General features: G+C 67.0%; 7 protein-coding genes. 6 read left to right on the top strand and 1 reads right to left on the bottom strand.

Features of this window, described 5'->3' with window-relative positions; genetic code table 11:
• Nucleotides 1–244 precede the first annotated feature (244 nt).
• Complete coding sequence (locus PFX90_RS07220) at nt 245–3,184, top strand: TonB-dependent receptor domain-containing protein (RefSeq protein ID WP_285711703.1); 2,940 nt, start codon at nt 245–247, stop codon at nt 3,182–3,184.
• A 79-nt stretch (nt 3,185–3,263) separates the two neighbouring features.
• On the opposite strand, the gene clpB is transcribed toward PFX90_RS07220, so the two are convergent.
• Nucleotides 3,264–5,840, bottom strand: a complete 2,577-nt coding sequence (gene clpB, locus PFX90_RS07215) for an ATP-dependent chaperone ClpB (protein WP_285711702.1) — start codon at nt 5,838–5,840, stop codon at nt 3,264–3,266.
• A gap of 208 nt (nt 5,841–6,048) precedes the next feature.
• Between clpB and PFX90_RS07210 the strand changes: the two genes are divergently transcribed.
• From PFX90_RS07210 to PFX90_RS07190, 5 genes are all read left to right on the top strand, one after another.
• The gene (locus PFX90_RS07210; protein WP_285711701.1) at nt 6,049–8,265 is read left to right on the top strand and encodes a penicillin acylase family protein; all 2,217 of its coding nucleotides are present in this window, start codon (nt 6,049–6,051) and stop codon (nt 8,263–8,265) included.
• A 35-nt stretch (nt 8,266–8,300) separates the two neighbouring features.
• Entirely contained in the window at nt 8,301–11,192 is a 2,892-nt protein-coding gene (locus PFX90_RS07205; RefSeq protein WP_285711700.1) for a M16 family metallopeptidase, read from the top strand.
• A gap of 226 nt (nt 11,193–11,418) precedes the next feature.
• Nucleotides 11,419–11,718: a lipocalin/fatty acid-binding family protein gene (locus PFX90_RS07200; RefSeq protein ID WP_285711699.1), complete on the top strand. Its 300-nt coding sequence runs from the start codon at nt 11,419–11,421 to the stop codon at nt 11,716–11,718.
• 131 nt (nt 11,719–11,849) lie between these two features.
• Nucleotides 11,850–12,284 carry an META domain-containing protein gene (locus PFX90_RS07195; RefSeq protein ID WP_285711698.1) on the top strand — a complete coding sequence of 145 codons (435 nt, stop codon included), beginning with the start codon at nt 11,850–11,852 and terminating at the stop codon, nt 12,282–12,284.
• Nucleotides 12,285–12,414: 130 nt separating this feature from the next.
• Nucleotides 12,415–14,085 carry an MFS transporter gene (locus PFX90_RS07190; protein ID WP_285711697.1) on the top strand — a complete coding sequence of 557 codons (1,671 nt, stop codon included), beginning with the start codon at nt 12,415–12,417 and terminating at the stop codon, nt 14,083–14,085.
• Nucleotides 14,086–14,112 lie beyond the last annotated feature (27 nt).

Genomic DNA, 14,112 nt, shown 5'->3' with positions numbered 1-14,112 from the left:
CAAGGAACGATTGTTTCGCGCTAGGGTTCAATTGTGCCAAATATACGATAAATCGCATATTTCGTTGCGATCGTGCAACGGGAGGCAGAGACGCGCCGGGCAGGCGGCGCGAGGTGCGTGACGAGCCTCGTCCCTTTTGCCTAACTGCATGATGTGGCGCCCCCGCCGCTATCTCCGCACCCCGCCGATCACGGCGGTTCGGGTGCGGCTCGATCACAACATCTAGAGAGAGGTTATCAAGCCCATGCGATCTGTCCCCCCTGCCCCGTGCCGGCCGTTGCTGCGTGCGGGCGTAGGCCTCGCCGCCCTCGCCCTGGCCGCCCCGGCCTTCGCCCAGTCCGAACCCGGCGTCGAATCGGAAACCGAGGAAACGGCTGCCCCCGAAGCCGAAGCCATCGTCGTCACCGGTTCGCGCATCGCGCGCTCGGAAATCGACGGCCCTGTTCCCGTCGTCACCATCGGTGCCGAGACGATTCTCACCGACGGCGCGCAGAACATTTCCGACGTCCTCAACGAATTGCCGCAGGTGGGCATCGGCTCGACCCGCACCAACACCAACTTCCTGACCTCAGGCACCGGGATCGCCACGGTCAACCTGCGCGGTCTGGGTAGCTCGCGCACGCTGACCCTCGTCAACGGGCGTCGCTTTATCGGCGGCTTCGCGGGCGATTCGGCGGTTGACCTCAACAACATCCCGACCGACCTCATCGAGCGTGTCGAAATCGTGACCGGCGGCTCCTCGGCCGTCTACGGTTCGGACGCGGTCGCGGGCGTCGTCAACTTCATCATTAAGGACCGCTTCGAAGGCATCTCGGTGCGCGCCCAGGCGTCGATCACCGAAGAGGGCGACAACCCGCGCCAGTTCGTCAGCGTCACCGGCGGCACCAGCTTCGGCGCCGACGACCGCGGCAGCTTCATGGCGAACTTCTCCTACGACCGTGACGGCGGCCTGCGCTCGCGCGACCGCGCCATCTCGGCCGAGGACTGCAACGGCCTGATCTGCGGCCCGGCAGCCTATTCGTCCTTCGCCCCGCAGGGCCAGTTCCAGCTGCGCGGCCCCAACGGCGAAATCCGTTCGGCGCTTCCTGGCGGCCGCTCGACCTTCTCGTTCAACCCGGACAACAGCTTCACGACGATCCCGGGCCTCGGCGCGGTCGGCTTCGGCTACAACCGCAACGGCGACCGCTACATCTCGGTCCCGCTCGAGCGTTACCTCGCCTCGGGTATCGGCAGCTACGAGATCAGCGACAAGGTGACGGCCTTTGCCGAAGTGACCTGGGCGCGCACGATCTCGAACTCGCGGATCGAACCCTTCGCGCTCGACATCACCAACGACATCTACTTCCGTGATGTCGATCCCTTCGGCATTCCGGTCAGCAACCCCTTCATCCCGGACGAAGTCGCGGCGGTGATCGCGGCGGTGAACTCGGACGCCGATCCGACCAACGACATCGATTCGATCTCCGGCCGTCGTCGCCAGAACGACGTGTTCGACCGCAGCAACCAGGTTGAACGCCAGACCTGGCGCGTCGCGGCCGGCCTGCGCGGCGATGTGGGCCGCTTCAAGTGGGAAGGCAGCTTCGTCTACGGCCACCTCAACGACTTCAACTCGTCCGAGGACATCGACAACAACCGCTACCGCAATGCGCTCAACGCCGTGCGCGTGGGTCCGGGCAACGTGCTGGGGGTGGACATCGTCTGCGCCGATGCGGCCGCCCGTGCCGAGGGCTGTATCCCGCTCAACCTATTCGGCTACAACACCGCCGATCCGCGCGCGGCGTCCTATGTGCAGGCTGTCGTTCCGAAGTCGGAAGAGGTGACCAACGAGCAGTACGTCGTCAACGCCACCATCTCGGGTCCGCTCTTCGCGCTGCCCGGCGGTGACGTGGGCATCGCGGCCGGTGTCGAATACCGCCGCGAGAGCACCTTCAACGATCTCGACATCCTGACCAACACCGGCGGCAACTCGGGCAACCTCATCCCCGACCTTTCGGGTGCCTTCGACGTGTGGGAAGTGTTCGGCGAAGTGAACGTGCCGCTGCTCTCCGAGCGTCCGTTCTTCGAGTACCTCGGCCTGATCGGCGCAGCGCGCTATTCGGACTACTCGACGATCGGCGGCGTGTTCAGCTGGAACGCCGGTGCGGAATGGGCCCCGACGAACGACATCCGCATCCGCGGCATGTACGCCGTCGCCAACCGTGCCCCGAACATCTCGGAACTGTTCAGCGCCCCCAGCGAAACCTTCGCTGCGGTCTCCGATCCGTGCGACGGCACCACGGCGACCAACGACCTCGGCGGTCTGGGAGCGGCATGTCGTGCCATTCCGGGCGTCGCGGCGGCGATCGCGGCTGACGGGACGTTCAACTACACGCTGGCCGACCTTCAGGGCATCAACGGCTTTGTCGGCGGCAACCAGGACCTGCAGGAAGAAACGGCCAAGACCATCACCATCGGTGCGGTCATCACTCCGTCGTTCATTCCGGGCCTCGCGCTGACGGTCGATTACTACGACATCAAGATCGAGGACGCGATCGCCACGCTCGGCCGCAACAACTCGATCCAGCGTTGCCTTGAAACCGGTCTCCCGGTGTTCTGCGACAACGTGATCCGCGATGCCAACACCGGCTTCATCACCACGGTGAACGGCCAGCTGATCAACGTGGCGGGTCTCCAGAACCGCGGCGTCGACGTGGGCCTGCGTTACCGCACGTCGGTGGGTCTGACCGAGAACGATTCCTTCTCCTTCTCGGGCAACTACACCTACCTGATCGATGCCAAGACGCAGACCGATCCGACGGAAGAGGCGGTCGACAACGCCGGCACCTTCGGCCGGACCTTCTCGACCCACACCTTCACGTTGCGTGGCACCTACCAGATGGATGCGGTCCGCCTCAGCTGGCAGACCAACTTCCTGAGCGGCGGGGACTTCATCCGTGACTTCGTGAATGCCGACCCGGGCGTGGTCGCGCTGAACCGGATCTCGGACTATGCCACCCACGACGCGCAGCTCGGCTTCGACGTCGGCGAGGAGATGACCTTCTTCCTCAACGTCGACAACGTCTTCGACAAGAAGCCGCAATATCTGCCGGGTGCCCAGTTCGGCACGCCGACGGGCCTCGAAACGGCTGCCGACTTCGACGTGATCGGTCGCCGCTTCACCGCCGGTGCGCGGGTCCGGTTCTGATCGTCCCTCCGGCATCAGCCCTAAAGAGAAAGGCCCCGGGAAACCGGGGCCTTTTTCGTTGTGCCATGATGGACCGTTGTCAGGTCACTGCCATCGACAAGGCTCCGTCACCCTCGTCGATCTTCAGCGTGCTGCCGTCGGGCAGCTTGCCCTCGAGCAGCATCTCGGCGAGCGGGTCCTGCAGATAGCGCTGCACCGCCCGCTTCAGCGGCCGCGCGCCGTAGACCGGGTCGTAGCCGACGCGGCCCAGCCAGCGCAGCGCGGCATCGGTCAGCTCGATGGTGATCTTGCGATCCGCCAGCAGCTTCTGGACGCGCCCGACCTGGATTTCGACGATCGGCGCCATGTGCTCCTGCGCCAGGCGGTGGAACAGGATGATCTCGTCGAGGCGGTTCAAAAACTCGGGCCGGAAATGCCCGCGCACCACGTCCATCACATCCTTCTCGACACTGGCGACCTCGGCCCCGTCGGGGAGATTGGCGAGATACTGGCTGCCGAGGTTCGAGGTGAGGATGATGAGGGTGTTGGCGAAGTCCACCACCCTGCCCTGCCCGTCGGTCAGGCGCCCTTCGTCGAGCACCTGGAGCAGCACGTTGAAGACGTCCGAATGCGCCTTCTCGACCTCGTCGAACAACACCACCTGATAGGGGCGGCGGCGCACGGCTTCGGTCAGCACCCCGCCCTCCTCATAGCCGACATAGCCCGGAGGCGCGCCGATCAGGCGGGCGACGGCGTGCTTCTCCATGAATTCGCTCATGTCGATGCGCACCATCGCGCTGTCGTCGTCGAACAGGAAGCCGGCGAGCGCCTTCGTAAGCTCGGTCTTGCCGACGCCCGTGGGGCCGAGGAACAGGAACGAGCCGAGCGGCCTGCCGGGGTCCTGAAGCCCTGCCCGCGCGCGGCGGACGGCCTTGGACACGGCCTCGATGGCCTGCGACTGGCCGATCACGCGCTTGCCGAGGATGCTCTCCATCGCCAGCAGCTTCTCGCGCTCGCCCGCCATCATCTTGTCGACCGGAACGCCGGTCCACCGGCTAACGACGCCGGCGATGTCCTCCTCGGTCACTTCCTCGCGCAGCATGGCATTGGCGGCCTGGCCCTGGGCTTCGGCGAGCTGCTTTTCGAGCTGGGGGATGCGCCCGTAAGACAGCTCTCCCGCCTTCGCCAGATCGCCTTCGCGCTGGGCCTGTTCGAGCTCCAGCCGCGCGGCGTCGAGCTGCTCCTTGATCTTGCCCTCGGCCTCGATCTTGTCGCGCTCGTTCTGCCAGCGGGTGGTGAGTTCGGCGCTCTGCTGTTCGAGGTTCGCCAGCTCCTCGCGCAAGGCGACGAGGCGGTCCTTCGAATTGGCGTCGGTCTCCTTCTGGAGCGCCTGTTCCTCGATCTTCAGCTGAATGATCCGCCGGTCGAGCGCCTCGATCTCCTCGGGCTTGCTCTCCACCTCCATGCGGATGCGGCTCGCGGCCTCGTCCATCAGGTCGATCGCCTTGTCGGGGAGGAAGCGGTTCTGGATGTAGCGGTCGGAGAGCTTCGCCGCCGCTACGATGGCCCCGTCGGTGATGCGCACGCCGTGGTGGAGTTCGTACTTGTCCTTGATGCCGCGCAGGATGCTGATGGTATCCTCGACCGTCGGCTCGGCGATGAACACCGGCTGGAACCGCCGCTGGAGCGCTGGATCCTTCTCGACATATTTCTGATACTCGTCGAGCGTGGTCGCGCCGATGCAGTGCAACTCCCCGCGCGAGAGGGCGGGCTTCAGCAGGTTCGAGGCGTCCATCGAGCCTTCGGACGCGCCCGCCCCGATCAGGGTGTGCATCTCGTCGATGAACAGGATGATCTGGCCCTCGGCGTGCTTCACCTCGTCGAGCACCGACTTGAGCCGTTCCTCGAATTCGCCGCGATACTTCGCGCCCGCGATCAGCGCGCCCATGTCGAGGCTCATGAGGGTACGGCCCTTGAGGCTGTCGGGCACGTCGCCATTGGCGATGCGCAGCGCCAACCCTTCCGCAATCGCGGTCTTGCCGGTGCCGGGCTCGCCGATCAGCGCGGGGTTGTTCTTGGTGCGCCGCGCGAGGATCTGGATGGTGCGGCGGATTTCCTCGTCGCGGCCGATGACGGGATCGAGCTTGCCGTCGCGCGCCGCCTTGGTGAGGTCGCGGGCGAATTTCTGCATCGCATCGTAGGTGTTCTCGGCCCCCGCAGAGTCGGCCTTCTTGCCGCCGCGCAGTTGCTCGATCGCGGTGTTGAGCGATTGCGGGGTGACGCCCGCCGCCTTAAGCGCCTCGCCCGCAGCACCCGGCGCGAGTGCGAGCGCGGTCAGCATCCGCTCGACCGTCACGTAGCTGTCCCCCGCCTTGTCGGCGAGCTGTTCGGCGGTGTCGAGCAGGCGCACCGCGTCATTGTCGAGCCCCGGGGTCGCCTGTGCGCCCGAGCCAGTGACCGCCGGGATCTTCGACAGCCCCGCGTCCACCGCCGTCGCGGCCAGCGGCGCCTGCCCCCCAGCGCGCTGGATCAGCCCGGCTGCCATGCCTTCGCTGTCTTCGAGCAGCGCCTTGGCGATGTGCAGCGGGGTGATGCGCTGGTGATTGAGGCGGATCGCGACGGTCTGCGCGGCTTGCAGGAAGCCCTTCGCGCGGTCGGTGAATTTCTCGAGATTCATGGTGGTCCAAACCCTCCAAATGTACCGCCAGCAGATAGTGTTGCACTTTGGCAACACAAGCCCCCGCCCTGCAAAAAGCCGCGCGGGAGGTGTATTACCCGGATAGGTGGGTTCATTCCCCGCGCAAGGCAAGAGGGGGCGTCGCTGCTTGACCGCGGCCCTCGTCCAAGCGAAGGAAGAGCCACGCGATTTGGGAGAGAAATCGGTCATGATCTGGGTGAAGCGCGGCGGTTTTGCGCTGGTGGTGCTGCTTGTGCTTGCCTTCGCGGTGCTCGCGACGTGGGAGCCGATGATGGCGAGCCCCGCCGCCCCGGCCTCAGGCCGCACCTACACGGCCGAGATCATCCGCGACGAATGGGGCGTGCCCCATATCTCCGGCAAGACCGATGCCGACACGGCTTACGGGGTCGCCATCGCCCATGCCGAGGACGACTTCTTCACATTGCAGGACGTGGTCGCGATGAGCCGCGGGCGCTACGGCGCGATCGCGGGGGCGGACGGGGCCAAAGTCGATTATGTCTACCACCTGATCGACGCACGCGGTTCGGCGGAGCGCGAATATCCCAAGCTCCCCGCCGATACCCGCGCGCTGTTCGAGGCCTATGCGGCGGGGCTCAACCAATATGCCGAGGAGCATCCGGGTGAGGTGAAGCTCGGCAATCTCTTCCCCGTCGCCGGGATCGACGTCGCCGCGGGTTTCGCGCTGCGCCAGCCGTTCTTCTTCGGCCTCGACGGCGTGATCGGGCCGCTGGTGGCGGGCGAGGAACTGCGCCGCGAGCATGGCCCCGACATCCCCGGCTTCCCGCGCCCGCCGCTGGACGAAGCCGCCCCCGCGCCTGACGCTGCCCCCAAGCAGGCGCGCACGCTGGTGCTGCCGCTGGGCGAGGATGCCGAACACCTCGGCTCCAATGCCTTCGCGGTTGCGCCGAAGAAGGGCGGCGGCGTCACCACGCTCGTCTCCAACTCGCACCAGCCGCTGCGCGGCGGCGTGGCGTGGTATGAGCTGGTGGTCGAAAGCGGCGAGGGCTGGCACTTCGCGGGCGCGAATTTCCCCGGTTCGCCCTTCCCCTTCCTCGGCCACAACGAGCATCTGGGCTGGACCAACACGGTCAACACCCCCGACATGATCGACGTCTACCAGCTCGAGCTCGACGACACGGGCAATCGCTACAAGCTCGACGGCGAGTGGCGCGATCTGGAAAGCGAGTGGGTGACGCTGCCGGTGCGCATGGGCCCCGTGGTGCTACCGATCCGCAAGGAGGTGCTGCGCTCGGTTCACGGTCCGGTGATCCGCAACGCCAAGGGCGCCTTCGCGGTGCGTTATGGCGGGATCGGGCAGTTGCAGCAGCTTGACGCCTATTACCGCCTCAACAAGGCCAAGACCTTCGCCGAGTGGGAAGGCCAGCTGTCGCGCCTCGCGATCCCCTCGACCAACTTCGTCTATGCCGATCAGAGCGGCACCATCGCCTATGTCTACAACGCCGCGATCCCCAACCGGCCCGAGGGCGTCAAGGCCGACTGGCGCTCGGTGCTCCCCGGCAACCGCTCCGAGCTTATCTGGCAGGGCGCGGTGCCGTTCAGCGCGATCCCGAAGATCGTGAACCCGGCGAGCGGGTGGCTCTACAACTCGAACAACACCCCCTTCACCGCGGCAGGCGCGGGGAGCGATCTCGACCCCGAGGCCTTCTCGCCGACGCTGGGGATCGAGCTCAAGCAGACCAACCGCTCGCGCCGCGCCTACAAGCTGCTGAGCGAGGCGGGCGTGCTCGACCGGGGGGCGCTCGAGGCGATCAAGTACGACACCGGCTACGAGCGCGACGGCTATGTCGCGCGGCTGTTCGAGGCGCTGGCGACCATGCCTGCCGAGGGCGAGCTCGCCAAGGCCCGCGATCTGCTGCTGTCGTGGGACTTCACCTCGGACGGCAAGGGCGCCGCCGATGCCATCGCGATGCTGATCATCCGCGACTTCATGGCGGCCGATTACAACAACAAGCCCTTCCCCGACGTGGCCGAGAAGCTCAATGCGGCGGCCGATCACCTGACGAAACACTTCGGCCGGCTCGACCCGCCGCTGGGCGATCTGGTACGGCTGCGGCAGGGCAAGGTCGATCTGCCGGTCGACGGCGGCTCGGACACCCTGCGCGCCGCGACCACCTGGGACGTCGCCGATGACGGGCGGCTCTCGCTCAAGCACGGGGACAGCTTCATCATGTGGATCGAATGGCAGCCGGGCCAGAAGGTTAGCTCGCGCTCGGTGCAGCCCTTCGGCGCGGCGTCGACGCGGCCCCAAAGCCCGCATTACACCGACCAGATGGCACTGTTCGTCGAACACCGGCTGAAGCCCGTCTATTTCTGGCGCGATGATCTGCTCGCGAGCGTCGCGACCCGGCGCCATACCGTCAAGACCGTCACCAACGCGCGCTGACCTGCCCAACGCGCACCCCACCGGAGCCCAAGTCCATGACCCATCGTCTCGCTGCCGCCAGCCTCTCGGCGCTCGCCCTTGCGCTGGCCGCGCCCTTTACCCCCTCGCTCGCCGAGAGCGCGGCTCCGAAACCCGCGCCCGCTCCCGCGGCGGCCTCCGCCGCCCCGCAGCCGACGGCCGACCTGCCGACGCTGGTGAGCCAGGTGAAGATCCCCTACGAGCAGTTCAAGCTCGACAACGGCCTCACCGTGATCGTCCACGAAGACCGCAAGAGCCCGATCGTCGGCGTCACGGTCTATTACCGCGTCGGCAGCAAGAGCGAGCCGCGCGGGCGCACCGGCTTTGCCCACCTGTTCGAACACCTGATGTTCGGCGGCTCGGAGAACGTCGAGAATTTCGACATCCCGCTGGAGGCCGCAGGCTCGACCAGCACCAATGGCTCGACCTGGTATGACCGCACCAATTATGTCGAGACCGTGCCGACTGGCGCGCTCGACCTTGCGCTGTTCATGGAGAGCGACCGGATGGGCTACCTCCTCGGCGCGGTCACCCAGGACAAGCTCGACAAGCAGCGCGGCGTTGTCCAGAACGAGAAGCGTCAGGGTGACAATGCGCCCTACGGCCTCGTGCGCTACCTGATTTCCGATGGCCTGCTGCCGGTCGGCCACCCCTATCGCCACTCGACCATCGGCTCGCTGGCCGATCTTGACGCGGCGAGCCTGACCGACGTGCGCAAGTGGTTCACCGACAATTACGGCCCCAACAACGTGGTGCTGGTGCTGGCGGGCGACATCGACGCCAAGACCGCCCGGCCGATGGTGGAGCGCTGGTTCGGGTCGATCCCGCGCGGGCCCGAGGTGGTCAAGACCGATGCTCAGCCGGTGACGCTCGCGGCCGACAAGCGCGAGACGATCACCGATCAGGTCCCCGTCACCCGCATCATGCGCGCCTGGACCGGCCCTTCGATCAACGATCCCGACGCGGTGCCGCTCGCGGCCGGGCTGTCGGTGCTGGGCGGCCTCGCTTCCTCGCGGCTCGACAATGCGCTGGTGCGCGGCGATCAGGTCGCGGTCTCGGTCAGCGCCTATTCGCAGCAGCACGAGCAGCTCAGCTTCCTGCAGGCGCAGATGGACGTGAAGCCCGGGGTCGACCCGGCGGTGGCCGAGGCCAAATTCAACGCGATCATCGACGAGCTGATCGCGCGCGGGCCGACGCAGGACGAGCTGACCCGCGCGGCGACCCAGATCGTCTCGGGCAACATCGACGCGCTCGAACAGGTCGGCGGCTTCGGCGGCAAGGGCACGACGCTGGCCGAGGGCCTGCTCTACAGCGGCGATCCGGGCTACTACCGCAAGCAGCTCGACGAAGTCGCGCGCCTCACCCCCGCTCAGGTGCAGGCCGCGCTCCAGCGCTGGCTCGGCAAGCCCGCCTACACCCTCGTGATCGAGCCCGGCGAGCGCAAGCTCGACGGCGCCAAGCTGGGCGGCTGGGGGGACGAGGCGACCACGCCCGCACCCACTCCCGACGCCAAGGCCCCGATCGAAGTCACCCGCACCGGCCCGCCGCGCGAATACCCCGCGGTCGCTCCGGTCGGCGCGCTGACCTTCCCGGCGGTCGAGACCGCGCGGCTTTCGAACGGGATGGAAGTCTCGCTCGCGCGGCGCACCGCGATCCCCAAGGTGTCGATGGCGATCACCTTCGATGCGGGCAATGCCGCCGACGGCCCCGCGAAGGCCGGCACCCAGTCGCTGATGATGGGCCTGCTCGACGAGGGCACCCTCAGCCTTACCGCCGAACAGATCGCGATCGAGCAGGAGCGCCTCGGCGCCTCGATCTCGGCGGGCACCGGCACCGATACGAGCACCGTCCAGCTTTCCGCGCTGACCGCCAATCTCGCGCCCTCGCTCGCGCTGATGGCCGACATCGTACGCAACCCCGCATTCAAGCCCGAGGATGTCGCGCGGGTGAAGAACCAGCAGCTGGCAGGGATCGCGCAGGAGCGGGCCAATCCCATCGGCCTCGCCCAGCGCGCGATCGGCCCGATCCTGTTCGGCCCCGACCACCCCTATGGCGGTGTCGGCGCGCGCGGCCTGCCCGAGGTCGTCTCGGCGCTCGACTCCGATGCGCTGCGGGCCGAGCACGCGCGCTGGCTGCGCCCCGACAATGCCCGCATCACCGTGGTCGGCGACATCACCATGCCCGATCTTCTCGCCGCGCTCGAGAAGTCGTTCGGCGACTGGAAGGCACCCGCCACGGCCAAGGGTTCGAAGAACCTCGACGCCGCCGTGCCCGCAGCGCGCCCGCGGCTGGTGGTGATCGACCGCCCCAACAGCCCGCAGAGCGTGCTGCTCGCCGCGCGCGTCTTGCCGATCCGCGGCACGCAAGGCGGCATGGAAGCGCTCGAGCTTGCCAACGAGGTGATCGGCGACGGCTTCCTGTCGCGCCTCAACATGGACCTGCGCGAGGACAAGGGCTGGACCTACGGCATCCGCAGCGGGCTGACTGGCGGCGTGGGCCCGCGCGCCTTCAATGTCTTCACCCCCGTCCAGTCCGACCGCACGGCGGATTCGATCAAGGCGATCCTCGGCAACCTTTCCGCCTTCCCGGCCACCAAGGGGGTCGATCAAACCGAGCTCCAGCGCGTGACCGAAGGCAATATCCGCGGCCTGCCCAACCGTTTCGAGACCAATGGCCAGGTGCTCGGCGCGGTGCTCTCCAACCAGCTGCTCGGCCGGCCGAACGACTACCAGCGCAAGCTGCCCGAGATCTACCGCGCGATCGACGCGAACAAGATCGACGCCGCCGCGCGCGAATATCTGGGCAGCGAGAACCTCGTGATCGTGGTGGTGGGCGACCGCAAGCAGATCGACGAGCAGATCGCGGGTCTCGGCATGACGGTCGAATATCTCGAGGCCGACAAGCTCTGAGGACAATCGGGAAGACGTCAGCGCGGTTCATTGGTTAGGCGGACCTCCCGCCCCACCTCCCCGCCCGGCCACCATAACATCGTGGTACTATTGGTGGCCGGGCGGGGAGGTGGGGCGGGAGGTCTGAACGCCATCAAAAGCATTGAAGCGCGCTGACATCAGTGTAAATAACGCCATCATTGTGCCGGGTCGCATGAGGCCTGCACGCTCACCAAGGGAGTGGAATATGTCCGTTGCAGGTACCTACAAGACCACCGTCAAGAGCCCGATGGGCGACCAGACCGGCACGCTGACCGTCGTGCCCGATGGCGACACCTTCTCGGGCTCGCTGGTCGGCAGCCTCGGCTCGATGGACATCGCCGGCGGCACGATCGAGGGCAACACCATCAAGTGGAAGATGAACATGGTCGTCCCGATGCCGATGACGCTCGATTGTGAAGCGACCATCGACGGCGACACCCTGACCGGCTCGGTCAATGCAGGGGCCTTCGGCGCGATGCCGCTGTCGGGCACCCGCGAGAGCTGAGACGCTCTGCCCAAGGTTTTCAAAAGGCCGCCGGGGTTCGCGCCCCGGCGGCTTTTTCTTGCGCGCCGGTCGGCCCGCGTTCAGGATCGGAGCATTAATCGCCGGGCCTGACCCATGGGGAGACTTTCGCGATGAACCTGCGCACCGCCATTACCGCCGCCGCCGCCACGCTCGCGCTGGGAGGCTGCGCGACCATCCCCGATGCCCACCCGCTCGCCGGAACCGAATGGCGGCTGGTCGCGATCGACACCTCGGGCAGCACCACCACGCTCACCCCGGCCTTGCAGGCGCGGCACACGATTGCCTTCGCGGACGGCGGCGAGATGCAGCTGCGGCTCGACTGCAATCGCGGCCGTTCGACCTGGACCGCGGGCCAGCCGGCCAATGGCGCGGGCAGCATAAGCATCGGCCCCGTGGCGAGCACCAAGATGCTCTGCCCCGAACCCAGCTTCGGCGACGAGCTCGGCCGCCTGTCGGACGCGCAGCGCTACAGCACCACGCTCGACGGCCGCCAGCTGGTGATCGAGACGCCGGACCTGCGCTTCACCTTCGCCCCCGACGAATAGCACCGCGCCCCCGCGCCCATCCGACCAAGGTCTAGCTATCCCCGCGCCCGCGAAAGCGCGACTTTGCACGCCTCGGCCCATGCGGCATGATCGCCGCAGGAGGACCGGGCGCACAAGCGGGAGAGCGACAATGGCAACGGCATTCAATGACGCGCTGCCCAAGCACCACGAGGCCACGGGGACCGAAAAGCGCGTCATCCTCGCCTCGTCGCTGGGGACGGTGTTCGAGTGGTACGATTTCTACCTCTACGGCCTTCTGGCCACGATCATCTCGGCACAGTTCTTTTCCGGGGTGAACGAGACCACCGGCTTCATCTTCGCGCTGGCGGCCTTCGCGGCCGGCTTCGCGGTCCGGCCCTTCGGCGCGCTGGTGTTCGGGCGGCTCGGCGACCTCGTCGGGCGCAAATACACCTTCCTCGTGACGATGGGCCTGATGGGCCTTTCGACCTTCACCGTCGGCGTGCTGCCGTCCTATGCCAGCATCGGGGTTGCCGCGCCGATCATGCTGGTGCTGCTGCGGCTGATGCAGGGCCTGGCGCTCGGCGGCGAATACGGGGGCGCGGCGACCTACGTGGCCGAGCACGCGCCCAACAACAAGCGCGGGCTCTACACCAGCTTCATCCAGACCACCGCCACGCTCGGCCTGTTTGCGGCGCTGCTGGTGGTGATCGGCACCCGCACGATGATCGGCGAGGACGCCTTCAAGGAATGGGGCTGGCGCGTGCCCTTCCTCGTCTCGGCGATCCTCTTGGGCGTCTCGATGTGGATCCGCATGCAGCTGCAGGAAAGCCCGGTCTTCCAGAAGATGAAGGAGGAAGGCACCAATTCCAAGGCGCCGATCTCGGAAGCCTTCGGCAACTGGAAGAACGCCCGCTGGGCCCTGATCGCGCTGCTCGGTGCGGTCGCGGGGCAGGCGGTGGTGTGGTACACCGGCCAGTTCTACGCGCTGTTCTTCCTCGAGAAAATGCTGCTGGTCGACGGCGCGACCACCAATATCCTGATCGCGGTCGCGCTCGCCATCGGCACGCCGTTCTTCGTTTTCTTCGGCTGGCTGTCGGACCGGATCGGACGCAAGAAGATCATCCTTGCCGGCTGCGCGCTGGCGGCGGTGACCTACTTCCCCGCCTTCCACCTGCTCGCCGAGGCGGCCAACCCCGCGCTCGCCAAGGCGCAGGTCGCCGCTCCGGTGAGCGTGGTGGTCAACCACGACGAGTGCTCGGTGCAGTTCGACCCCATCGGCAAGAACAAGTTCGATGCCAAGAGCTGCGACATTGCCAAGTCATTCCTCGCCAAGAGCGCGGTGAGCTACAGCAATGTCGGGGCCGAAGCGGGTGCGATCGCGCAGGTCAAGGTCGGCACCGCCACCTTCACCGCGCCCGATCCCGCCAAGGTCACGGGCGAAGAACGCAAGGCCGCGATCGAGGCCTTCCAGAAAGAGGTGAAGGCCGCGCTCGCCGCTGCCGGCTACCCCGCCAAGGCCGATCCCGAGGCGATGAACACGCCCTTGGTGGTCGCGGTGCTGACCTATCTCGTGCTGCTGGTGACCATGGTCTACGGCCCGATCGCTGCGCTGCTGGTGGAGCTGTTCCCCACCCGCATCCGCTACACCGCGATGAGCCTGCCCTACCACATCGGCAACGGCTGGTTCGGCGGGTTCCTGCCCACCACCGCCTTCGCGATGGTCGCGGCGACGGGGGATATCTACTACGGGCTGTGGTATCCCATCGGGATCTGCGCGCTGACCGTGGTGGCGGGGCTGCTGTTCCTCCCCGAAACCTTCCGTCGCAACATCGACGACTGAGTAAGCCCGCAAGGGTCGCGAAGGAGA

It is taken from the genome of Erythrobacter oryzae (genome assembly GCF_030271515.1).
In the GTDB taxonomy this organism is placed as follows: Bacteria; Pseudomonadota; Alphaproteobacteria; order Sphingomonadales; family Sphingomonadaceae; genus Erythrobacter; species Erythrobacter oryzae.
This window is presented reverse-complemented; position numbering and strand designations above follow the sequence as displayed.